We start from the raw sequence: 24,711 nt of genomic DNA on the forward strand, positions 1-24,711 counted from the left end.
AATCTAATTAAGGTATTTGCAAATAACTAAGCTAGCTTCAGTGCTTGTGTCTCTAGCGCTTGTGTCTCTAATGTACCTAGCATTTTATTTAGCGCGCGGCCTACATTTACCACTTCACCAACAACAATCAGTGTGGGACCATGATGGGTTATGGTTTTAGCTTTGCTCGCCATATCTTTCACACTGGCGTAGGTAATAATTTGATCGCGCCTGCCGCCATTGGTTACCAGCGCAACAGGTAAATCAGCTTTACAGTTTGCACTCAATAATCCATGGCTAATCGCCTGTGCTTGCTCTTTGCCCATGTAAAAAACCAGTGTTGATTCTGCATCTAATAAAGCGCGCCACTGTTTTGCTGCTTGCTCGAAACCCGGCTCAGACATGCGCGTACCGGTAATTAGGGTAACGCTACGAGCATGGCCGCGATAAGTTAAAGGAATACTGGTACTCGATGCGCAGCCAAGTGCGGCTGTCACTCCTGGGATAAACTCGCTTTTTACTCCATGCTTGGCAAGATAGATTGCTTCTTCCGCGCCTCTACCAAAGATATGCGGATCGCCGCCTTTCAAACGCACGACTTTTTTACCTTTAAGCGCAAGTTTAAGCAGCAATGCGTTAATATCATCTTGCTTAGCGCTGCTTTGCCCACATCGCTTGCCGACAAAATGGCGCTCACACTCTGGTGTTGCTAAGGTCAATATCTCAGCGCTAACTAAACTGTCATAAACCAATGCATCAGCATTTTGTACGCGATTCGCTGCCTTTAAAGTGAGCAACTCAAGTTCACCACAACCCGCGCCTACAATAGCAACTTCACCCGAACTGAGTTGGCTGCTACAAAATCTATCCTCAATTCCGCTAAGTCTGCTTGTATTTAATTTGGTTAAGTGTGTCATTAGGCAACATCCTCCTTAGCAGGTTTCTCGGCTTGATACGGCTGCATTTCTCCCAGTGCTATCTGCCAACTGTCTGCGGCACATTGTTTAACTTCACTGTTGCAGCTACCGCATTGACGACCACACCCTAAATTTGACTGCACAGCGTCAAGTGCCTTGCCAAAATCAGCAGACTTAATGCCGGACTCAAAAACTTGATTATCTAACTGCTGGTGGACAGCGGCATCAATGTCTGCGACCGAGACGCCAGTGCACGAGCAAACAAGTGGACTGTTACCTGCGCGGATCAAACTGTGCAGCGTCTTAAGTAAATCTGGCGCAAGCTCATGACCAATTAACGCTGCTACCGCTTCTAAATCTACATTCACCTTAGCTTGCGAAGTTAATAACAAACCCGACAAACAATTATTCTCAGTTACACAAGCTACTTTTATTTGTTGCTGGGGCAAAGACACAGTCCAGCTTAAACTGCGCTGAGAACTGAGCAGCGAAACATGATCAACGGCAAATCCTAGATGGACACAACTGCCAGAATACAGTGTATGTTGCACCTGATAGACTGAAGTTTGTGCGTAATCCAAAGTGCCAAATAGTGTGCCCTGAAGTTTTATTCCGGCTTCGAGAATTTCGACGGTTTGATGCTTAAATCCAGGTTGTTTTGAATATGGGTCATAGCGGCTATCAAGTGCCTGATTAACACCACCAGCTCGGCTAAACTGCTTGGTCCAGTGCATCGACATAAATGCACTGTCGACACTGATACTTGAGTCAATTTCCACACGCGCAATAGTCGCGTTGTTCTTTGTAGAAACATAGTCTTCATTTACACAATTTACGACAGGCTGACAAAGGATCAATTGGTCTTGACTAACACCGACTCGATTAGCTGTTGCCTGACTCATAGCAATCGTCGGCTCAACTTGATGACCTCGCAGTTTGGCGATGTGGCCCGTGCGGGTCATGGTATGCCATTGGTCGCGACTGCGCCCTGAATTCAGAAGCAGCTGATTTTGTTTGTTTATTGGAGATGGACTGCGTTCAAGGTTTGTTTGCTTTGAATAAACAAACTGTGCTTTACCTGTCTCAGTTGCAAACTGCCCGTCAGTAAATACACGGCGATCTGTTGTGCCCTCCTGGCTTGTATCGTTAATTGGCCACTGAGTAGGTTTAAGTGCTTGGTATTGCTCATAGGATATTGATGCTAAACCTGAGATATCGAATGCTTTATATGGATAGGCCTGCTTAACCTTAGACGATAGCTGGGCATGCTCAACAAACACATCGTACGCAGATTGATACTCGAAACCAGCGTAGCCCATCGCATTAGCAACTTGTGCCAATGACCACCAATCAGCTTTAGCTTCACCTTTAGGTATAACAAATCCACGCTGGCGACTAATGGTTCGCTCACTGTTGGTGACAGTGCCATCTTTTTGCGACCATGGCAGTGCTGGCAGCAATAGATCAGCAAGTTTAGCGGTGTCAGTATCAGCCGTCACATCAGACACAACAACAAACGGGCAATCGGCGAGCGCTTTGGATACATTATGACTATCAGGCAGTGACGCCGCAGGGTTTGTGCCTAAAACCCAGATCGCTTTTATCTCACCGCTTGCTACTGCATCAAACATTTCTACCGCTGTTAGTCCTTTATGACCGACTATGTTTGGGGCTTCCCAGTGCTCGGCCACAAGGCTGCGCTCTTTATCAGCGAACCCTAGATGGCAAGCCAGCTGCGTTGCTAAACCGCCAACTTCGCGCCCGCCCATGGCATTGGGTTGACCTGTAAGAGAGAAAAAACCACTGCCTGGTTTACCTACCTGACCTCTGGCTAAATGACAATTAATAATGGCATTGGTTGTGTCAGTCCCAAGGGTTGATTGATTCACCCCTTGACAACTCGCAGTAATAACTTGTTGGTGAGCAACAAATAACTGATAAAACGCTAATACTTGATCAGCACTTAACCCTGTTAATTTGGCAATATCAGCATCTTGATAGTCTGTAGCAATCTGCTGAATCGCTTGGTCAAAATGCTCAGTATGCGCTTGTATATAAGGGGCATCTATCAAATCATGTTTGGCTAGATAACTTAGTAAGCCATTGAACAAGTGATGGTCACAACCAGGTTTAATCGCTAGATGAACATCAGCCTGTTTTGCGGTTGCGCTTGCCATAGGATCAACAACGACAATTTTAGTCCCATTAGCACTGCGTGCAGCTAACATGCGCTGGAATAAAACAGGATGTGTCCACGCTGCATTTGAACCTACAAGCACTATAACCCTTGCTTGTTCAAAGTCTTGATAATTGCCGGAAACAACGTCTTCACCAAACGCTCGCTGATGAGCACTCACGGCTGATGACATACATAAGCGCGAGTTGGTATCCACGTTAGCCGTACCAATAAAGCCCTTAGCCAGTTTATTGGCGACATAATAGTCCTCTGTCAGTAACTGGCCAGATAAATAAAAGGCTACCGCTTGTGGTCCATGCTCGCTAATGACTTCATTAAAGCGTTGGCTAATGGTGTTTATCGCATCATTCCATGAAATGGACTTTCCGCTAGCATCTTGCGGATATAAAAGATTAGTTGGCTGCTCAATACTGGCGAGAAGATTTTCGCCTTTAGCACACAAACGCCCTAGGTTTGCTGGATGCTTAGCCATTCCTGTTAGCGATAAACTGTCAATTTGATGCGTCGCTAAAGGTAATGCTTGATCGAGATTTGATGACACTTCAACGCCACAACCTACCCCACAATATGCGCAGCTTGAATTGATACTGGTCATTTGATCCCTTTTTAGTTAATACATTACGCCGTACCAACTAAAAGCGAATCTTATGCCAAGCGGTTAAGTCATTGAATTATTGTGATTTAAGTAAAAAAAATTAGGAAAATTGAATTGCATGCGCAATTAAAGTGCACAAGATTGCACCAATCATGTTCATCCTAGACTGGCACATAAAAGCAATTGGAAAGAATGGTTATGAAAATTTGAAGCTGCTACGGCGCTAACTATACAGCTAGCGCCTTAATCAAACTCAATAGCTATTTACGACGACTTTTACTTTTGCGTTTATCTAAATGGCAGTCATCACAGCCAGGAATTTCACCTACATTGTTGTAATGTGGTGCGTGGCAGTCAGCGCACGAATACATATTCTTGTGCGGCCGGTGGTGCATACCTGACATTTTATCCAAGGTGCCGTGGCAAGCCCGGCATTGGTCAAACTCATAAAGGCCATCTGCTGATGGTTCACCATTTTCATGGCAACTTTCACAGCCATTTGAAGCTCGCTCAATATGAAAATCAACTAAGTTTTGCTCAGCCTGAACCGGGGCTAATGAACTAGCCGCAATTGCAGCAACGATTAACGACATCAAGAACTTTTTATGCACATCCAACTCCACACACTTGATACATCACCAACAGCTAGAGGTTATGTATTTATTATTCTAATTACTTGATTTAGTGCATAAGTTATCAGGTATTGGATTAACTTAATGTGCTTTAGGTCAAGTATCCAAATCACAAGCCAATAACAATCAACCAACTAAGATCTAACTGATAAGATCAAAAAAGGGGAAGCGATGCTTCCCCTTATGCTTGCAGCTTGCGCCTTTTAGTTACGTCACGTATTAGCTAGATTGTAAAGCCGCAATACGTTTTTCTAATGGCGGGTGGCTCATCATTAATTCTGCCATTGAACGCTTACCGTTAATACCAAACGCAGACATTTGGGCTGGCATTGCACCGGTTTCAGGGCCTTGGCGCAATCGCTCGAGCGCTGCGATCATTTTGTTCTTACCCGCTAATTTAGCAGCGCCAGCGTCCGCTTTGTACTCACGGATACGTGAGAAGTAAGCAACGATCATTGATGCCAAAATGCCAAATAGTATATCAAGTACAATTACAACACCCATGTAGGCAAACGTTCCTAACCCTTCGCCTTCTTCATCATTACTAGCGACAAAGTTGTTGATAATGCCAGCTACTACACGTGCCGCGAAAATCACAAAGGTATTTACCACACCTTGGATCAAGGTAAGCGTTACCATGTCGCCGTTAGCAACGTGGCTTACTTCGTGTGCTAGCACGCCTTCAATCTCATCTTGTGTCATGCCGTAAAGTAACCCGGTACTAACCGCAACCAATGAGTTATCTTTACTTGGGCCAGTTGCAAATGCATTCATCTCAGGAGATTGATAAATTGCAACTTCAGGCATTTTAATGCCCGCTTGTTCTGCTTGGCGAGCAACGGTTTCGACTAACCAACGTTCAGTATTGTCACGAGGTTGAGTGATAACTTCACAGCCCATCGTCTTCTTAGCCATCCACTTTGAAATCGCTAAGCTAATAAATGCGCCGCCAAAACCGAAGATAGCAGCAAATACTAATAAGCCACCCATAGTTGAGGTATTCACCCCAAGAATAGACATCACAATTGATGCTACTACTAAAATCGCCATGTTAGTGGCAATCAATAAAAAGACGCGTTTCATCGCAGCTCCTGTTTGACTTAAGTCAATTGAAAGGTTGTTTCAGACATAATATGTCCGTAAAAAAGAAATTCAAGGGTGAAATGATTAAAAAAGCTTTACCTAATACTGGATGGCTAAATTTTGAAAGATTTGACTAAGTTTACCTATTAATTATTAAGTTTCTCTTAATAGTACTAAGCAGCTAATCGCAATAAGCGTATAGAGTTACCCATAGCGTTTTTGCTACACTGCATCAAACAAAATACTAAACAACGACTTAAAGGAAGTAATCATGTCTGTTACTGCGCTAATGCTAAGTGCCTCCCGCGTTGGTGATACCCCTTACCTAGCCCACACCATTGAGTTTATTAAGCCACTTTGTAAACCAGGACAAAGCTGGTTGTTCATTCCTTATGCCGGCGTAAGCATTGAATACGATGACTACCTTGAAACCGTTAAAAATGGGCTAGCTCCACTTAACCTTTCTATCAGCAGCATTCACCAGTATGGAGACCCTAAACAAGCCATTAAAGATGCCGACGGTATCTTCGTGGGTGGTGGTAACACCTTCCATTTACTGCACGAGTTATACCGTTACGATCTCATTCAGCTGATTAATGATGAAGTGAATAACGGCAAGCCTTATGTAGGTTGGAGCGCGGGCTCAAACATTACCGGTTTAAGCATTCGCACCACCAATGATATGCCAATTATTGAGCCACCATCATTTACTGCATTAAAGTTACTGCCGTTTCAATTAAACCCTCATTACACCAACTATCAAGCGCCTGGCCACAATGGCGAAACTCGTGCACAGCGACTGCTAGAGTTCACCAAAGTCGATCCATTGACACCCGTAATCGGTATTCAAGAAGGCACTGCCCTACTTCGCCAAGGTGACAAACTTACTCTCGTCGGAGACAAAGATGGTTTTCTGTTTAAAGGCGATATTCAAGAGCAAGTCATTAAGGCAGGTAGCGATCTGTCTGAATATTTGAAATAACGAGTCTTTATCCAGCTACAAAAAAGGCGCCAATTGGCGCCTTTTCTATTACTTGCATAAGTTAATAATCTAAGATTACCAACCAGTGCGAGTACGAAGTGCTTGACCGATGTCAGCAAGAGAGCGAACCGTAGTTACACCAGCCGCTTCTAGTGCAGCGAACTTATCATCAGCAGTACCTTTACCGCCAGCGATAATTGCACCAGCGTGGCCCATGCGCTTACCAGCAGGAGCAGTCACACCCGCAATGTAAGAAACCACAGGCTTAGTTACGTTAGCTTTGATGTATTCAGCCGCTTCTTCTTCAGCAGTACCACCAATTTCACCAATCATCACGATTGCTTCAGTTTGTGGATCGTTTTGGAACATTTCTAAAACGTCGATGAAGTTAGTACCTGGAATTGGGTCACCACCAATACCAACACAAGTTGACTGACCAAAACCTTCGTCAGTTGTTTGCTTAACGGCTTCGTACGTTAAGGTACCTGAACGTGAAACAATACCCACTTTACCAGGCTTGTGAATGTGGCCTGGCATAATACCAATCTTACATTCACCTGGAGTGATAACACCCGGGCAGTTAGGACCAATCATGCGAACGCCAGTCTCTTCAAGCTTAACTTTAACTTGAAGCATATCTAGCGTAGGGATACCTTCGGTAATACAAACGATTAGCTCGATACCACCGTCAATTGCTTCTAAGATTGCATCTTTACAGAAAGGTGCTGGTACATAGATAACAGAAGCTGTTGCGCCAGTTTCAGCAACCGCGTCTTTAACTGTGTTAAATACCGGTAGACCAAGGTGCGTTTGACCGCCCTTACCTGGGCTTACACCACCAACCATTTGTGTACCGTAAGCAATTGCTTGCTCAGAGTGGAAAGTACCTTGACCACCAGTGAAACCTTGACAGATTACCTTAGTGTCTTTGTTAATTAATACAGACATTATTTGCCCTCCGCAGCAGCAACAACTTTTACAGCAGCGTCTGTTAAAGACTCAGCAGCAATAATATCTAAGCCAGAGTTCGCTAAAACTTCACGGCCTAATTCAGCATTTGTACCTTCAAGACGAACAACAACTGGTACTTCAACGCCAACTTCTTTAACCGCACCGATAATACCTTCTGCGATCATGTCACAACGTACGATACCACCGAAGATGTTAACTAGTACTGCGCTAACATTGTCATCAGATAAGATGATCTTGAACGCTTCAGCAACACGCTCTTTAGTTGCGCCGCCGCCCACGTCTAAGAAGTTAGCTGGCTTACCACCGTGTAGATTTACGATGTCCATTGTGCCCATTGCTAGGCCAGCACCGTTAACCATACAACCTACGTTACCGTCTAGCGCTACGTAGTTAAGCTCGAACTTAGCTGCGTGTGCTTCACGAGCATCATCTTGTGATGGGTCGTGCATCTCACGGATTTTTGGCTGGCGGAATAGTGCGTTACCATCAACACCAATTTTACCGTCAAGGCAGTGAATGTTGCCTTCGTCAGTAATCACTAGAGGGTTGATTTCTAGTAGTGCGAAATCGTGGTCTTCGAACATTTTCGCTAGACCCATGAACACTTTAGTGAACTGTTTTAGCTGAGTTGCATCAAGACCTAGCTTGAAGCCAAGGTCACGTGCTTGATATGGCTGAGGACCTGCTAGAGGGTCAATAATTGCCTTATGAATTAACTCAGGCGTTTCTTCAGCAACAGTTTCAATGTCAACGCCACCTTCAGTAGAGGCCATGAACACGATGCGACGAGTCGCACGGTCAACAACCGCACCTAGGTATAATTCGTTAGCAATATCAGTGCAGCTTTCAACTAAGATTTTAGCAACTGGCTGACCGTTTTCGTCTGTTTGGTAAGTAACTAGATTTTTACCTAACCAGTTTTCAGCAAATGCTCTGATTTCTTCTTTGTCGCCAGTGACCTTAACGCCACCTGCTTTACCACGGCCGCCAGCGTGTACTTGACACTTAACAACCCACATATCACCGCCAATATGGCCAGCTGCTTCTACTGCTTCTTGGGCAGTATCACATGCATAACCTTCTGACACTGGTAAACCATATTCGGCAAATAGTGCTTTTGCCTGATACTCATGCAAATTCATGATGATCTATCCATATACTTCTAGTAATTTCCAGCTGGCCCTTTTGGGCCAGCAACGAGGGGTTTATCTACAACTTACAGATCAAGTAGCAGACGAGTTGGGTCTTCTAAGAAGTCTTTAATTGCGACTAAGAAGCCAACAGACTCACGACCGTCGACAATACGGTGGTCGTAAGAAAGAGCGAGGTACATCATAGGTTGAATAACAACCTCACCGTTTACTGCCATTGGGCGGTCTTTAATGGCATGCATGCCTAAAATCGCGCTTTGTGGCAGGTTTAAAATTGGAGTCGACATTAACGAGCCAAACACGCCACCGTTTGTCACAGTGAAGTTACCGCCAGTCATGTCATCAACTGATAATTTGCCGTCACGGCCTTTAATTGCTAGCTCGCGCACATTCTTTTCAATGTCAGCAAGGCTCATCGTATCTGTGTCACGTAGCACAGGCGTTACCAAACCACGCGGAGTAGACACAGCGATGCTTACATCGAAGTAGTTGTGATAAACAATGTCATCACCGTCGATTGACGCGTTAACTTCAGGGAAACGTTTTAGTGCTTCGGTAACCGCTTTTACGTAGAAAGACATAAAGCCTAAACGAATACCGTGGCGCTTTTCGAATACTTCTTGGTACTGCTTACGAATGTCCATAATTGGCTTCATGTTAACTTCGTTAAACGTCGTTAGCATGGCAGTTGAGTTTTTCGCTTCAAGCAGACGGTTAGCGATAGTCTTACGTAGACGCGTCATAGGTACGCGTTTTTGACTACGACCTTCAAGCGGAGCTACCGGTGCTGGTGCGGCAGCACTCTTAGCAGCAGGAGCGGCTTTAACGAAAGCTTCAACGTCTTCTTTAGTAATGCGACCGCCTACACCTGTGCCTTTGATTTGGCTAGCATCAACATTGTGCTCAGCAATCAGACGACGAACAGATGGGCTTAGCGCGTCGTTTGACTCTTCAGATTCTGCTGCTTCAGGAGCTGGCGCGCTTGCTTCTTCCTTGGTTACTTCTTGACCGGCAACAGCGCCAGCAACGAAGTTTGCAATCACTTGCTCCCCAAGAACTGTGTCGCCTTCTTGGAATAATAATTCACTAATTGAACCATCTTCTGGCGCAACAACTTCTAAAACCACTTTATCAGTTTCAATATCAACTAGGTTTTGATCACGCTCTACAGCTTCACCAGGTTGAACATGCCAAGTCGCGATGGTTGCATCAGCAACAGATTCTGGCAAAACAGGTACCTTAATTTCGATACTCATGGAACACATTCCTTTTATAAATTATCTATTGCGACAGTTTTAGTGCGCTGTTTAATAACGATTCTTGTTGGCGTAAATGCAAGCCAGGGTAACCACATGCTGGCGCAGCTGATGCCTCGCGACCTGCATAGGTTAGTTGTGCACCTGCTGGGATATTGGCCCAGAAATGATGCTGACTACAGTACCAAGCACCTTGGTTCTGTGGCTCTTCTTGGCACCATACAAAATCTTTTACATGTTGGTATTGTTCAAGCACTTGCTTCATTTCCGCTTCAGGGAAAGGATAGAGCTGCTCAATACGAACAATAGCAATATTGTTGATTTCTTGTTTGCGACGTTTTTCCAATAGCTCGAAGTAAACCTTACCGCTACAGAAAACCACGCGATCGACTTGTTTAGGATCTAAGTCATCTGTTTCGCCAATTACGTTATGGAATTGACCATCTGCTAACTCTTCCATGCTTGAAACAGCTAACGGGTGACGTAAAAGCGACTTAGGCGACATTACCACCAATGGACGACGCATTGGGCGTACTACCTGACGGCGAAGCATGTGGTAAACCTGAGCAGGCGTCGATGGAACACACACCTGCATGTTGTGGTTAGCACAAAGCTGTAAGAAACGCTCAAGACGTGCTGATGAATGCTCAGGACCTTGGCCTTCATAACCATGCGGAAGCAGCATAGTTAAACCGCATAAACGGCCCCACTTTTGCTCCCCTGATGATAAGAATTGGTCAATCACAACCTGAGCACAGTTAACAAAGTCACCAAACTGCGCTTCCCAGATGGTTAAACCACCCGGCTCTGCAGTTGCATAGCCATATTCAAACGCAAGTACTGACGCTTCAGACAATACTGAGTCTGTAATGTCAATTGGGCCTTGCTCGTCTGCAACATTACGCAGCGGCAAATAGGTAGTCGCATCGTTCTGGTTATGCAATACAGCGTGACGGTGGAAGAAAGTGCCGCGACCAGAATCTTGACCCGTGATACGAACACGTTTTTGATCTTCTAGAATGGTGGCATAAGCTAGTGTTTCAGCCATACCCCAGTCGAGCATTTTTTCGCCCGCAGCCATGGTCTTGCGGTCGCCATAAATCTTAGCGACACGAGATTGCAGCTTATGGTTTTCAGGCAGATCAACTAATTTATCAGCTAACTCTTTTAGTTTTTCAATTGGCAAACTTGCATCGTAATCTTCATCCCATTCTTTATTTAAGAAAGGCGTCCAATCAACTGTGTGTAGCGTCATTGGTCGCCACTCTTTCACTACACAGTCGCCGGCATCTAATGAGTCACGGTAAGTATTAACTAAACCGGTAACATCATTGGCTGACACTGTTTCTTCTGCAATCAGCTTGTCGGCATAAATCTTACGTGGTGTAGGATGCTTTTTAATTTTTGAATACATTAGCGGCTGAGTTGCACTCGGCTCATCAGCTTCGTTATGGCCATGACGGCGATAACACACTAAATCAATCACAACATCACGCTTAAACTGATTACGGTAATCAACAGCTAATTGTGAAATAAAGGCAACCGCTTCTGGATCATCAGCATTCACGTGGAAAATAGGTGCCTGAACCATTTTAGCGATGTCGGTACAGTACTCAGTTGAACGCACATCAGCATGGTGAGACGTGGTAAAACCGACCTGATTGTTAACAACGATACGAATACTGCCGCCAACTTTAAAACCACGAGCTTGAGACATGTTAAATGTCTCTTGCACAATACCTTGGCCGGTAATAGCTGAATCACCGTGAATAGTAACTGGCATTACCTGCAAGCCATCTTGACAACCACGGCGGTCTTGACGTGCACGTACACTACCAATTACCACAGGGTTAACAATTTCAAGGTGAGATGGGTTAAATGCTAACGCTAGATGAACGTTCCCACCTGGCGTTTCGAAATCAGATGAAAAACCTTGGTGGTACTTGACGTCACCAGAACCATTAACATCGGCATGCTTACCCGCAAACTCGTCAAACAGCTCAGCTGGGCGCTTACCTAATATATTCACTAGCACGTTTAAGCGACCGCGGTGAGCCATGCCCACAACAATTTCTTTGGTACCTGCTTCACCTGCACGATAAATAATTTCGCGCATCATAGGAACAAGCGAATCGCCACCTTCTAACGAGAAACGTTTTGCACCTGGGAACTTAGCACCTAGGTATTTTTCCATACCTTCAGCTGAGTTTAGGCCTTCTAAAATGCGAAGTTTCTCATCAGAGTTAAAGCTTGCTTTACCGAGGGTTGGTTCTAGGCGTTGCTGAATCCAACGTTTTTCCTCGGTATCAGTGATGTGCATGTACTCAGCACCAATAGAGCCACAATATGTGCTCTTAAGTGCGTGTACGATATCACCTAGTTTCATGGTCTCGCCGCCGTGGGCGAATGAGCCAGTGTTAAACTCGCGCTCCATATCTTCGCTAGTTAGACCGTGATGCGCAGGATTAAGCTCTTTAACTTCATCTCGCTTCCAAAGCCCTAGAGGGTCTAAGTTAGCGTTTTGATGGCCACGAAAACGGTGAGCGTTAATAAGCTGCAATACCTTAACCTGCTTAGCATCAAGTTCAGGATCACTTACGCGACTAGCACCCTTACCTCGGGTTTCTAAGGCCAAACTTCGGAAGTAATCACGGACTTTAGAGTGGGCAGCTTCAGGAGCACTCGCTGATGCTTCGTTGACAGGAGGGAGATTATCAAAAACGACTTGCCAATCAGCAGACACTGATTGCGGATCTTCTTGATAGGCTTCATACATCTCTTCTACATAGGTCGAGTTTGCGCCACTCAAATGGGACGACTCGAGCCAGGCTTTCATGATGCCTTGGTGCATTATTATTCCTTTCAAACTGGGTACACGTATTTAGCCAAATACTACCGTGACAGTATGCGCTATCACAGTGAAACTGCAACAAGAAAAACGAATTGTTACAGGGACTTCCTTAAACACACAAAAGAGTCACCTTCAATGAGAAAGTGACTCTTAAACAGAGCTAGTTTGAGTGAGAAACTAACAAAATTATGTGCATTAAACCGCTCGCTTCAATAACATTGATTTGATATGACCAATTGCTTTAGTCGGATTCAAACCTTTAGGACATACGTCAACACAGTTCATGATGCCATGGCAACGGAATACGCTGTAAGCGTCGTCTAGTTCAGATAGACGTTCTTCTGTTGCTGTATCACGGCTATCAATCAAGAAGCGATACGCATGCAGTAGACCACTTGGACCCACAAACTTATCTGGGTTCCACCAGAAAGAAGGACAAGCGGTTGAACAACACGCACACATAATACATTCGTACAGACCGTCTAAATGCTCACGCTCTTCAGGTGATTGTAAATGCTCTCGTGCAGGTGTTTTGTCGTCGTTAATTAGGTAAGGTTTGATTTTTTCGTACTGTTTATAGAACTGAGTTAAATCAACCACTAAATCACGAACTACTGGCATACCAGGCAATGGACGAATAACAATCTTTTTGCCTTTAAAAGTAGAAACAGGCGTGATACACGCTAAACCGTTTTTACCATTCATATTAATACCGTCACTACCGCAAACACCTTCGCGGCATGAACGACGGAACGCCAATGCTGGATCTTGTTCTTTTAGTTTAAGTAACGCGTCTAACACCATCATGTCTGTGCCTTCTTGCACTTCGAGGGTGTAATCCTTCATGTAAGGTTTAGTGTCTACATCAGGATTATAGCGATACACTGAAAATGTTAAATTCATTGTGCAACTCCTGCCTTAGTAGGTACGTTTCTTAGGAGGGAAAGCTTCGCGAAGCTTTGGCTCCATGTTCACATCGCGCTTCTTCATTGACTCAGATGCTGGGTCAAAGATTGAGTGACATAACCAGTTGTCATCGTCACGCTCTAAGAAGTCTTCACGTGAATGCGCACCACGACTTTCAGTACGGAAGTTAGCAGCGTATGCCGTTGCGAGTGCTGTCGCCATCAAGTTGTCTAACTCTAAACACTCGATACGTTGAGTGTTAAACTCGCGAGAGTTGTCAGATAACTTAGCGTTGTCTAGACGCTTTTGAATCGCTTTTAGCTGCTTAAGACCTTCAGCCATCGCTTCACCAGTACGGAATACTGAGAAGTTTAGCTGCATACAAAGTTGCAGATCTTTACGAATTTCAGCCGGGTCTTCACCGTCTTGGTTTGACTCCCAACGATTTAAACGTGCTAAAGAAGCTTCAATGTTTTCAGCCGTTGCATCTTTAGGCGTTGGCGTTTCATCTAACGCTTTACCTAAGTGCTGACCAGCTGCTCGTCCAAATACCACAAGGTCAAGCAGTGAGTTACCACCTAGGCGGTTAGCACCGTGCACTGATACACAGGCAATCTCACCTACTGCGAATAAACCAGTCACATCTTGCTCGCTGCCATCTTCATTTTGACGGATAACCTGACCGCTTACCTTAGATGGTAAGCCACCCATCATGTAGTGACAGGTAGGAAGTACAGGAATTGGACCGTCTGCAGGGTCAATATGAGCAAACGTACGAGAAAGTTCACAAACACCAGGAAGACGAGCTTCAAGCGTTTCTTTACCTAGGTGGTCAAGTTTAAGCAGACAGTGTGGGCCTAATGGGCCATCTAAGCCGCGACCTTCGCGGATTTCTGTCATCATCGAACGAGCTACAACGTCACGCGATGCTAAGTCTTTAGCATTTGGTGCGTAACGCTCCATGAAACGCTCGCCATCTTTATTTAGTAGATAACCACCTTCACCACGACAACCTTCGGTAACAAGTACACCAGCACCAGCAATACCCGTTGGGTGGAACTGCCACATTTCCATGTCTTGCATTTGCACGCCAGCGCGCATCGCCATACCGACACCGTCACCAGTGTTAATGTGAGCGTTAGTAGTAGAAGCGTAGATACGCCCTGCACCACCAGTTGCTAATACTGTAGCTTTAGCTTTGAAGTAAACGATCTCACCCGTTTCGATTTCGATCGCGGTACAACCTACGATTACGCCGTCTTCATTTTTTACTAAATCTAGCGCGTACCATTCTGAAAACACTTCGGTTTTATGCTTTACGTTTTGCTGGTAAAGACAGTGAAGTAAAGCGTGACCAGTACGGTCAGCAGCCGCTGCAGTACGAGCAGCCTGTTCGCCACCAAAGTTTTTAGACTGACCACCGAATGGACGTTGATAAATCTTACCATTGTCAAAACGTGAGAAAGGTAAACCCATGTGCTCAAGCTCAATAATGGCTTCAGGGCCGGTTTGACACATGAATTCAATTGCGTCCTGATCACCAATAAAGTCTGAGCCTTTAACAGTGTCATACATGTGCTGTTCCCAGTGGTCTTCATGGGCATTACCTAATGCAACCGTGATACCGCCCTGAGCAGATACTGTATGAGAACGAGTTGGGAATACTTTAGATAAAAGCGCACAGCTCTTACCTTCTTTAGAAATCTGCAGTGCTGCGCGCATACCTGCACCACCAGCACCAATTACGATTGCGTCAAATTCGCGAACTGGAATACTCACTTATACACCCCACACAATGATGATGCCTGCCGCAAGGTAACTAAGTGCGGTCACGACAAAGGTAAACTGTAAAACGCCGCGTAAAGCTGTTTGTTTTACATAGTCAGTCAGAACTTGCCAAATACCAATCCACGCGTGGACGAGCAAAGCAAATAAAGCGACAAGTGTGAAAACTTTCATTGGCAATGATTTAAATAAGCCTTGCCAAATTTCGAAAGTTAAAGGTGCACTACACGCAATGAATGCCACTAAGAAAATGGCATAGCAAGCTAAGATAACTGCGCTTGCACGAATTAAGATAAAGTCATGAACACCACTGCGTCCAAAACTTGCTGCATTGGTTACCATACCCAAATCCCCGCTAGTACTGAAAATACAATCGCTAAAACGAATACGGCTTTAGCAGAAGCTGCACCTGAAGCTAACTCTTCCCAACGACCGGTATCCATCACTAAGTGACGTAAGCCACCTAAAATGTGATAACCCAGTGCGGTTAAGATGCCCCATAAAATGAACTTCATAATGAAAGTATCAAAAAGAGATTGGACGCTAGCGAAACCTTCAGCAGAAGTTAAAGATGAATTTAACAACCACAGAAGAATACCGGTAGCAAATAACATAATGACACCGGAAATACGGTGTAGGATCGACACGATTGCTGTTGCAGGAAAGCGAATCGTCTGCAGGTCTAGATGGACAGGTCTTTGCTTTTTCACGTTCTGCTCACTCAGCTCCATTGAGCATTATTTTTGTTATTGTCAGTAGTTAATTTGACCAGTTCCGGAAACGTTAAAATTGTTAACAAAATGATCCACTAATTACTGATGACTACCAAACACCTAAATGTTTGAGAATTAACTAATTTAGCCAAGTAAAAAAATTATTCTTAAACTGTGATGTCTGTCTCCCTTGCGGGCGACTGCAAGTATACTCGGGCGACTTGTCAAATACAAACATCACATAATGCAAATTCTAATTTTTTAGAAAAAAATTATTCAAATTCAGCTGTAAACCGCACAGCAACTGGCTTCTAGCAAGATATATACCATGGTCTAAGCAATTTAAACGCTTATTTGAATTGAAATGTAAACTGATTTCGCTGTAAAGTAATGACCGCTTAACATGCCGCACTCATAAGATAAGAATGAAGTAAGGAGAACGGGGTATGGCTGATCAAATAGCCAAATTAGAGTTACCAAATAACGACTCAATTGAATTACCAGTCAAACAAGGCACTGCTGGACATGATGTCATCGACATCAGCAAACTTGGCTCAAAAGGTTATTTCACCTTTGACCCAGGCTTTCTAGCTACTGCTTCTTGCGAGTCTGCCATTACATATATCGACGGTGCAAAAGGTATTCTTACTCATCGAGGTTACCCAATCTACGAGCTAGCTACGCAATCAAGCTACTTAGACGTGTGTTACCTACTGCTAGATGGCGAACTGCCAAATAAACAGCAGTCAGAAGAATTCGAATCAATGGTTAAAAACCACACCATGATCCACGATCAGTTAACTGCATTTTTCCGCGGTTTCCGTCGTGACGCGCATCCAATGGCGATGCTTTGTGGTGTTACCGGTGCCCTTTCAGCTTTCTATCAAGATTCCCTTGATGTTAATGATGAAAAACACCGCGAAATTGCGGCTTTCCGCCTAATTTCCAAAATGCCTACGTTAGCAGCTATGTGCTACAAGTATTCGGTTGGCCAACCGTTTATTTACCCACGTAATGACCTTAGCTATGCGGGCAATTTCCTGTCAATGATGTTTGCTGTTCCTTGCGAAGAGTACAAAGTTAATCCTGTTGTTGAAAAAGCAATGGATCGTATCTTTGTTCTTCATGCGGACCACGAGCAAAATGCATCAACGTCTACGGTTCGTTTAGCCGGTTCATCTGGCGCTAACCCATTCGCTTGTATCGCAGCTGGTATCGCTTCTCTTTGGGGCCCTGCTCACGGTGGTGCAAACGAAGCATGTTTAAACATGCTAGAAGAGATTGGTTCGGTAGATCGTATTCCTGAGTTTATCGATCGCGCTAAAGACAAAGAAGATCCATTCCGCTTAATGGGCTTTGGTCACCGCGTTTACAAGAACTTTGACCCACGAGCCAAGGTAATGCGTGAAACTTGTCACGAAGTACTCGAAGAGCTAAACATTCAAGATCCACTGCTAGACGTAGCGATGGAGCTTGAGCGTATCGCGCTTGAAGATGAGTATTTTGTATCGAAGAAGCTCTATCCAAACGTAGACTTTTACTCAGGCATTATCATGAAGGCTATCGGTATTCCTACGAGCATGTTCACCGTACTGTTTGCGCTTTCACGCACAGTTGGTTGGATTGCCCACTGGAAAGAAATGCTAGATCAGCCTGGCCATCGTATTAGCCGCCCTCGTCAGCTTTACACAGGTTCTGAAGACAGAGACTTTGTGGACTTAGACAAGCGATAAAAGGCTTAATGATATGAGTTGGCGCTATCGTGCGTGTAAATAATCTCAAATAAAAAAAGCGCCGTTAGGCGCTTTTTTATTTTCCCCTAAACCATCTACTTCAGTAGATGGTGATCATCATATAGGCTTTGCCTGTATTTCTGTTTACATGACATGTTAGGTTGAGCCTGCTATGTAAAGATATTTAAAGCACACAGCAAGCGCATCACCCTTAGTTTTATTAGTAGACTCAACGAAAAGCCCATGTTTTCAAAGGCTTTATACATCAGTACTAATAGATGTTTTTGAGAATACAAAGCTACCTTCTTCAAAAGGTGGATTATTTACTGTCTAACTTAAGGTATAAGCATCAGGAGATTCCAAGAAGCGTAGTTACTTTGGGCCCGCGTGGCTTATAACAGGCATTCACATTAAGGCTCACTGCAATCGTTACTAAAGCTCTGTCTCACTTCCTCATCCCTAACCTAGCCCCGCTTAAGCCTTACAATCCTAGCGTTCAACCAGCAAAGGAAGACGGCGCAATGAATAACAGCGACTAGGCACCCTGACCCAGCCAAGCATATTTACTAGGTAAATTTTTACTAAAACTTCCTACATTATCGCTATAAGTAAAATCTTTTAATTATAAAAATAACGCATAAAAAACCAAAAAGAGTGAATTTAACACGCAAAATCACATTCATCTGCGACACAAATTACTTAGCTTGCACTAGTTCAGTGCATGTTTACTTGAATATAATTCATCAACTGAAGCGCTATTGATTCGCTAAAACGAATCAAAAATCTTCTCTCCCTAACAATTCGATAAAAAACTTCGCTCCGTTCCACGCAAAAAGACCATTGAATATCTATTCATTTATCAAAAATGACTTACACTAACTCAAATTCAATCACAAATAATTGTTCTATCCCTGGGTAAATATCTCTAATTACTGACTGTAGCTCACACAAAGTCATGTTTTCTTGTAGTGCATGCTTTTCATTCAATTCATCGAAATTTATCGGTTTCACAGCCAATACTTTAATCTTGCCGATATAGGATTGATCTTCTAATGCGTAAACATCAACGATACTTGAAACACGATAGTGAGACTCTGAAAAATCACGTATGGTTATTGTCTTAGCACCGTTTTGGATATCGGTCATAAAACGTTTGAAGAAGGTTATTTTAGTGGGATGTGACACGGAAAATCCTATATTAAGCGCTGCTCAAATTGATAAGTTTACGCCTGAGCATACATGGGATGACACGCTATGTATGTGAGCCATAATCAAAGTTATAACTGAATGCAGCTTATGAATGATTGAAATTAATAGTTTTTGTTGATGACGAATAATGTTGGTTAGTTTATTGATTATCTAGTCGCATGCGTTATTGAGTACAGATCACTTTAAGCTTATCACTACCAGAAACTATGATTTGCCAATGTTCAAAGTACATGCTGTGGGTAATATAGCCACAATTCCCTACACCCTGAGACTTGCTATCTACAAACAGCACCTTGTAGGCAAGTACGCCATCAGCTTGGTTTACATCATAATAGATGCTATTGCTTTGCTCAGAGTCAATGACGCCAAAGTCAAGTCGGCTTGAAGGCAGTGTAACTACAGCATTCACTTGATGCTTTGACAGATTAATAACGGACACTTTTGGCGTAGCGCTAACTAGCAGTATGAATATACCGATTAGTATCAATAGGCTTACAAGCAACACTTTTTGCCACAATTTAAGCCGCTTCACCGCTACCTTCTTAGTTCTTTAACCGTCTGTCGCAATAACGATATCAGGTTCATCTTTAAACTGCTCTTTGATTTGCAATATATCTTCAATAGATTCGTTGAATAACCTAACAATATGCGGGTCAAAGTGCTTACCACTTTGTTCATTGATAAAGGCGATTGCATCTTCAGTTGCCCACGCCTTTTTATAAGGCCTATCAGCGGTGAGCGCATCGAAAACATCTGCAATGGCTACAATTCTACCAACCAACGGGATTTGCTCCCCTTTAAGCTGTTTTGGGTAACCGGTGCCATCCCACTTCTCGTGATGTGTTGCGACAATGACGGCTGCTAGCGCTAGTAATTCAGAACAAGCGCCGGACAGAATATCTAACCCGATATCCACATGCGCTTGCATGATTTTCCACTCTTCCGGGGTTAATTTTCCTGGCTTTAATAAAATATGATCGGGTATACCAATTTTACCGACATCGTGCATCGGCGCTGCAGTTAAAATCAATTGAGCTTGTTTTTGGCTGAAGCCTGCTTTTAAAGCAAGGGCATGTGAATAACGACTCATACGCTGCACGTGCATACCGGTTTCATTGTCTTTATATTCGGCAGCACGACCTAGACGCTTTACAACCTCTAGTTGAGTATGAGCTAGCTCTGACGTGCGCTTGTCTACTTCAAGCTCAAGCAATTGCTGCTGATAGTGCAGCGCCAAATGCGCTTTAATACGCTTAAGTGCAATATTCGCGCTAATAGGTTTGACTAGGTAATCAACGGCGCCAACTTCAAGCCCACGGCTTTCGTCACGCTCCTCGCCTAACGCTGTCACGAAAATCACCGGGATCTCAGCAGTTTGCTCGTGCTCTTTTAGCCGTTTGCACACACAATAGCCATCAATCCCTGGCATCATAATATCCAGCAAGATAAGATCAGGCTTTGCCCTGCGCGCTAGCTTCAAGGCCGCTTGACCATCGGTGGCTGCGATGACCTTATACTGGTGCTTTAAGATATTTCGTAATATATCGATATTTTCTGGCTGGTCATCAACGACCAAAATAGTATGTTTTGTTGGTACTGTTACATCACATGTCATGCTAGTTCACTCGTATTATCAATTGCGCCAAGCTCAAATAAAGCTTGTTCAAAATCATAACGCTCGCACAGTAACAACAGCTTTTGCCACCGCTCGATAGGCGCAACATTTTCAGATATTAATTGCTCTAGGAGCTCAATTGCTTCGGTATCATTATCTTGCAGCAACTGGCGTAAGCGCGTGAGTTGTATATCACTCACCCGTTTAGACTCAAATTTAGAACTGGCTTTCGCGTGCTTGTCACTTTGTAAAGGCAGGCATTTTTCAAGGGCGATATTTAACTGAAGCAGTTGTTTCTTGAAACGTTCTAATCTACTTATATCGAGCACTTGATTGTGAAGATCGATCTCTAGCTGCTGGCAGTCAGCAGATAATGTTTCTGCACCAACGTTAGCCAATAGCCCTTTTAAGCTATGCAATTCAAACCTGAGTTCGGCTGTGGGATAATCCTGATCTCTATCACTGTTAAGCCCTTTGATCCGACTCGGAAGTTGAGCTTTAAACTTACGAATAAGCTTTAGATATAGCTCCTGTTGCTCATTAAGCCTTTCTAATGCGTTATCTGTCTTTAAACCAATCTGGCCTAATGATGTCACCAATTTACTATTTTCATCGTCTTGGTTTGGGGATGTTATTAGGTTTGCTTGCGCAGCCTTAGCGAGCTCTATGGTGAAACTAAAGGTGCTGCCTAAACCAAAAGTTGAGCTTACGTGTAATTCGCTGCCCATCATACGCAAAATTTTATGACAAATTGACAACCCAAGACCGGTGCCACCATAGGCTCTGGTTGCTGAAGCATCGCCCTGTGTAAACGGAACAAACAGGTTTTCTACTACATCGGTACTCATGCCTATACCAGTATCTTTTACTTCAAACGTGACTAATATCGAGCTAGATGTTTCATCGATAAGGTTAATGTTTAGCTCTATTGAGCCTGCTTCAGTGAATTTGATGGCATTGCCAAGCAAGTTACTTAACACCTGATTGATCCTTAGCGCATCTCCTTGCAGTTTAAACGGCATATCAAATGGCGTGCTTACCGTAAACGACAAACCTTTTTCAGTTGCCTGGTTATAGCAAACACTCGACACGGTATTGATAACATTGTCATAGAGATAAAACGGAGTAGATTCTAATGTAAGCTGATTGGCTTCGATTTTTGAATAGTCAAGAATATCGTTAATAATGGCTAATAGCGTACTGGCTGACGAACTGATTTTCTCAACATATTTTTGATGCTCGCTGTCTTGTACACCTTGTTTGACCAAATGAGTGTAACCAATAATCGCATTCATCGGTGTGCGCAACTCATGACTCATATTAGCTAAAAACTCAGACTTAGCTTGGTTAGCTTTTTCTGCCTCGCTTTTAGCGAGATTAATTGCAGCCTCATAAGCTTTACGTTGCGAAACATCACGCACCGATGCAACAACGTGAACGCCATCCTTAGTATCAATTGGGCTTAAACTGATCTCAACATGCAGCTCTTTACCATGCTTGCCCACTGCAATGACTGAGCGACTTGCCGTGATCTCACGCGTTTGACCTTCAACCATAAAACTGCGTCGACTTTTACGGTGCTGCTGATGCAATGATGTAGGCACAAGCAACTCAATGGGTTCAAACAGCAATTCCTTTTCACCATAACCAAACAGTGCAACCGCGGCCTTATTTACTTGGATAATGATGCCGTGTTTGTTGGTAATAATCATGGCGTCAGGTGCCATGTTGAACATTTGATTGGCATAACTAAGCGCTGTTTCAGTTTCTTGTTTGGCTTTAACTTCAGAAGTTAACTCAGCAAATGAACACACCAACATCTTATTGCCGTTAAACTTGATCACATTTCGCTGATAGTTAAATACCTTTTCCGTACCATCAGTCAACGGCACGGTGGCAATAGAGTTTACGCTTTGCTCTGTCGCTAGCGCGACTTTATCTTCATTGTAAAGCCTTTGATAGTCAGCCATTTTTTGTAACCGCTCGACGAACTCGGGCGTATGAAGCTGACGTTTATTAAAACCAAAAACTGACGCAAACTCTTTATTACAGTCAATGTGTTTTAAGTCTTGATCAATAATGAGTACCGGGCTTGGCAGAGAGTCGACAACAGCCTCAAAATAAGCTCTTATGTTGGCAATATGCCTGCCCTTCAGCGCCGAGCGATATTGGAAGATGGCGATAATCAGCGAAGACAGCATAATGACCAGCGCGATAACCTCAGGTGCAACACTCTCTATCTCATCGATGAATGCTTGATTGGGCCACACCTTCACGACAAATTTGTCATCAAGAATATTCAGTCGGTGTTGCATAGGTTGATAGCGCTCACTTGATGAAAGCGCATGCTCTATGCTTTTTACCCCAGTCGCTTTCACCAAAATCGAAAAATCCCTGTCGCTCTGCTCGATTAAGTAATTGAGATCGGTGAGTGAATTAGACTCACCGATAATGGTTTGCAACATGATCTGAAGATCATATTCCAACACAATAAATCCGCGTATATCGCTAAGCGTATTAATCTGATAATTTTTTTGATAAATGCTTTTACGAATGGGGGCAAAAATCACACCTTGTATCGGCCCTTCGATGCCTCGCAACGATGCACTAAGTACTTGGTGGCCCACGTTATCGCTCATATATGCATTGTAAACGCCTCTGCGATAATCAGGATTACTCATAATATCTAATCCTAAGTCATTGCTATCTAGCACTTTGGGATATTGAAACAAGATGGGTAAATATTGCGGGTTGGTTGTTACTTGAGATTGGAGCCCACCATTAATTTGTGACAGTTCAATTGGGAAACCATATACCTGTCCCATACGCTGATTAAATTCTTCAACTTCCTCCACCACTGGTGCGTATAGAATCCGATTAATTGATTTGTACTTGTCAGTGGACATTTCCGACACGGTATGAAACACCGAGCCACTCTCAGCTTGGTTGTAATAAGCGATAATCCTGACATTGTTAAGCATCGAGGTGAGAAAAATATCAATCGTCGACTGAATTGTATTGACCTTAGCGATGGCAGTGTTGTGTAGTTTATTTTCGATTCTAAGAAACTGGTTATTGGTAAGGTAAATGTATAAAGATGTCGAGAATATCGCTCCAAACAACACAACTACGATGGGGATGAACTTGGCGTGGTGTTGCTCAGAAACGTTCTGATAGTAATATACATAGCTAAATAGCCCGACAGTGCCAATAGCGCCAACAGCTAGCGTATAACCACGTGAAATATAATTTGGGTTCGGTTCAGGGTGAGCAAGCGAAATCGCCTGCCACAAAATACATGAGATAAGTAAGTACAGTAATGATAACGGCAAGTGGTAACCACAGACCGTTTGCTGAGATTTATATAGTGACAGCAAGACCATTATACCCACTATGGCAAAACAAATACTGGTACTCAGCGCCATAGCGGTAACATCACGCCAACCATACGCAGTTTCAATACCAAATACATACCCAACGATCGCAACTATTGCGATGCCAACAACTACACAGGCTAACAAGCGATTAAGCTCGCCTAACCAACGATTTAAGTGATACCGAGTACAATAAATCAGCCCAACAAACATAAAACAAGCTGCAGTGTTTGGTGCCATGCGCCCTGGGTGGGTAACAAGATCGGTTTGAATGAAGTGACTGACGAAAAGCTCATCTAGATAGACGTCAATGTGTAGTAGGTAACCTAGTAGCGAAAAGCCGGCAATGAACAGCAGCACGTAACCTAAATACTTAACGTACTGAGTATATCCATAAGACCAAAGCAGTTGTGAACATGCGCAGGTAAAAAAGCACAAAGCTGTATTAAATTGCATCGGTGTTAACGACTCATCAAGCCTGATTAACGCCTCAAGTTGCATTATCCAACCTAACATCACAATGGCACTGATAAATGCCAAAGTGCACGCCAAAGCGTTAGAGACACATTTAACGCTGCTTAGTGCCATTAGCCCCCGATTGCGTAAATTATCAATCTACAATATTACAGCAACCTGCTTACTAAAATAACAAGCGTACGGTATAAAAACTCATATAAAACAATATGTAACACTTCACACATGTATCAATGTGTTACTAACAGGTTTGCGCTAACCACGTAAAAGGACTATAGCTAAGCGAC

General features: G+C 43.7%; 18 protein-coding genes. 2 read left to right on the forward strand and 16 right to left on the reverse strand.

Features of this window, described 5'->3' with window-relative positions; translation table 11 throughout:
* Positions 1-26: 26 nt before the first annotated feature.
* The 4 genes from cobA to htpX form a co-directional block, all read right to left on the reverse strand.
* Positions 27-896, reverse strand: a complete 870-nt coding sequence (gene cobA / locus EXU30_RS00770; RefSeq protein WP_130597368.1) for a uroporphyrinogen-III C-methyltransferase — start codon at positions 894-896, stop codon at positions 27-29.
* Positions 896-3,688, reverse strand: a complete 2,793-nt coding sequence (locus tag EXU30_RS00775) for a nitrate reductase (RefSeq protein ID WP_130597369.1) — start codon at positions 3,686-3,688, stop codon at positions 896-898. The genes cobA and EXU30_RS00775 overlap by 1 nt, the downstream gene beginning before the upstream one ends.
* Before the next feature lie 260 nt (positions 3,689-3,948).
* Positions 3,949-4,299 carry a cytochrome c3 family protein gene (locus tag EXU30_RS00780; protein ID WP_165398940.1) on the reverse strand — a complete coding sequence of 117 codons (351 nt, stop codon included), beginning with the start codon at positions 4,297-4,299 and terminating at the stop codon, positions 3,949-3,951.
* Positions 4,300-4,539: 240 nt separating this feature from the next.
* The gene (gene htpX, locus EXU30_RS00785) at positions 4,540-5,403 is read right to left on the reverse strand and encodes a protease HtpX (protein WP_130597370.1); all 864 of its coding nucleotides are present in this window, start codon (positions 5,401-5,403) and stop codon (positions 4,540-4,542) included.
* A 271-nt stretch (positions 5,404-5,674) separates the two neighbouring features.
* Here htpX and pepE point away from each other — a divergent pair, with 271 nt between their 5' ends.
* A complete protein-coding gene (pepE, locus tag EXU30_RS00790) occupies positions 5,675-6,385 on the forward strand; it encodes a dipeptidase PepE (RefSeq protein WP_130597371.1) in 711 nt (236 codons plus the stop codon).
* Between the two features lie 75 nt (positions 6,386-6,460).
* Here pepE and sucD read toward each other — a convergent pair whose 3' ends face one another.
* The 8 genes from sucD to sdhC form a co-directional block, all read right to left on the reverse strand.
* A complete protein-coding gene (sucD, locus tag EXU30_RS00795; protein ID WP_130597372.1) occupies positions 6,461-7,333 on the reverse strand; it encodes a succinate--CoA ligase subunit alpha in 873 nt (290 codons plus the stop codon).
* Positions 7,333-8,499, reverse strand: coding sequence for an ADP-forming succinate--CoA ligase subunit beta (gene sucC / locus EXU30_RS00800; protein ID WP_130597373.1), 1,167 nt, complete (start codon positions 8,497-8,499; stop codon positions 7,333-7,335). Before sucC ends, sucD begins: the two co-directional genes overlap by 1 nt.
* Positions 8,500-8,573: 74 nt before the next feature.
* The gene (gene odhB, locus EXU30_RS00805) at positions 8,574-9,764 is read right to left on the reverse strand and encodes a 2-oxoglutarate dehydrogenase complex dihydrolipoyllysine-residue succinyltransferase (protein ID WP_130597374.1); all 1,191 of its coding nucleotides are present in this window, start codon (positions 9,762-9,764) and stop codon (positions 8,574-8,576) included.
* A 25-nt stretch (positions 9,765-9,789) separates the two neighbouring features.
* On the reverse strand, positions 9,790-12,615 hold the full coding sequence (gene sucA / locus EXU30_RS00810; protein WP_130597375.1) for a 2-oxoglutarate dehydrogenase E1 component: 2,826 nt from the start codon (positions 12,613-12,615) through the stop codon (positions 9,790-9,792).
* Positions 12,616-12,810: 195 nt separating this feature from the next.
* Positions 12,811-13,518 carry a succinate dehydrogenase iron-sulfur subunit gene (locus EXU30_RS00815; RefSeq protein ID WP_130597376.1) on the reverse strand — a complete coding sequence of 236 codons (708 nt, stop codon included), beginning with the start codon at positions 13,516-13,518 and terminating at the stop codon, positions 12,811-12,813.
* Positions 13,519-13,533: 15 nt separating this feature from the next.
* Positions 13,534-15,300: a succinate dehydrogenase flavoprotein subunit gene (gene sdhA, locus EXU30_RS00820; RefSeq protein WP_130597377.1), complete on the reverse strand. Its 1,767-nt coding sequence runs from the start codon at positions 15,298-15,300 to the stop codon at positions 13,534-13,536.
* Positions 15,301-15,648, reverse strand: coding sequence for a succinate dehydrogenase, hydrophobic membrane anchor protein (gene sdhD, locus EXU30_RS00825; RefSeq protein WP_130597378.1), 348 nt, complete (start codon positions 15,646-15,648; stop codon positions 15,301-15,303). It lies immediately after the preceding gene.
* Positions 15,642-16,037 carry a succinate dehydrogenase cytochrome b556 subunit gene (sdhC, locus tag EXU30_RS00830; RefSeq protein WP_130597379.1) on the reverse strand — a complete coding sequence of 132 codons (396 nt, stop codon included), beginning with the start codon at positions 16,035-16,037 and terminating at the stop codon, positions 15,642-15,644. The genes sdhD and sdhC overlap by 7 nt, the downstream gene beginning before the upstream one ends.
* A gap of 428 nt (positions 16,038-16,465) precedes the next feature.
* On the opposite strand from sdhC, the gene EXU30_RS00835 reads away from it, so the two are divergent.
* Positions 16,466-17,752 (forward strand): citrate synthase, encoded by a 1,287-nt coding sequence (locus tag EXU30_RS00835; protein ID WP_130597380.1) that lies wholly within the window; start codon positions 16,466-16,468, stop codon positions 17,750-17,752.
* An 870-nt stretch (positions 17,753-18,622) separates the two neighbouring features.
* Here EXU30_RS00835 and yqfB read toward each other — a convergent pair.
* From yqfB to EXU30_RS00855, 4 genes are all read right to left on the reverse strand, one after another.
* Positions 18,623-18,937 (reverse strand): N(4)-acetylcytidine aminohydrolase, encoded by a 315-nt coding sequence (yqfB, locus tag EXU30_RS00840; protein WP_130597381.1) that lies wholly within the window; start codon positions 18,935-18,937, stop codon positions 18,623-18,625.
* A 187-nt stretch (positions 18,938-19,124) separates the two neighbouring features.
* Positions 19,125-19,493 carry a hypothetical protein gene (locus tag EXU30_RS00845; protein ID WP_130597382.1) on the reverse strand — a complete coding sequence of 123 codons (369 nt, stop codon included), beginning with the start codon at positions 19,491-19,493 and terminating at the stop codon, positions 19,125-19,127.
* Between the two features lie 18 nt (positions 19,494-19,511).
* Positions 19,512-20,576: an HD domain-containing phosphohydrolase gene (locus tag EXU30_RS00850; RefSeq protein ID WP_130597383.1), complete on the reverse strand. Its 1,065-nt coding sequence runs from the start codon at positions 20,574-20,576 to the stop codon at positions 19,512-19,514.
* Positions 20,573-24,490, reverse strand: coding sequence for an ATP-binding protein (locus EXU30_RS00855; protein WP_165398941.1), 3,918 nt, complete (start codon positions 24,488-24,490; stop codon positions 20,573-20,575). The genes EXU30_RS00850 and EXU30_RS00855 overlap by 4 nt, the downstream gene beginning before the upstream one ends.
* Positions 24,491-24,711: the final 221 nt, after the last annotated feature.

It is taken from the genome of Shewanella maritima, from assembly GCF_004295345.1.
GTDB classification, from domain to species: domain Bacteria; phylum Pseudomonadota; class Gammaproteobacteria; order Enterobacterales; family Shewanellaceae; genus Shewanella; species Shewanella maritima.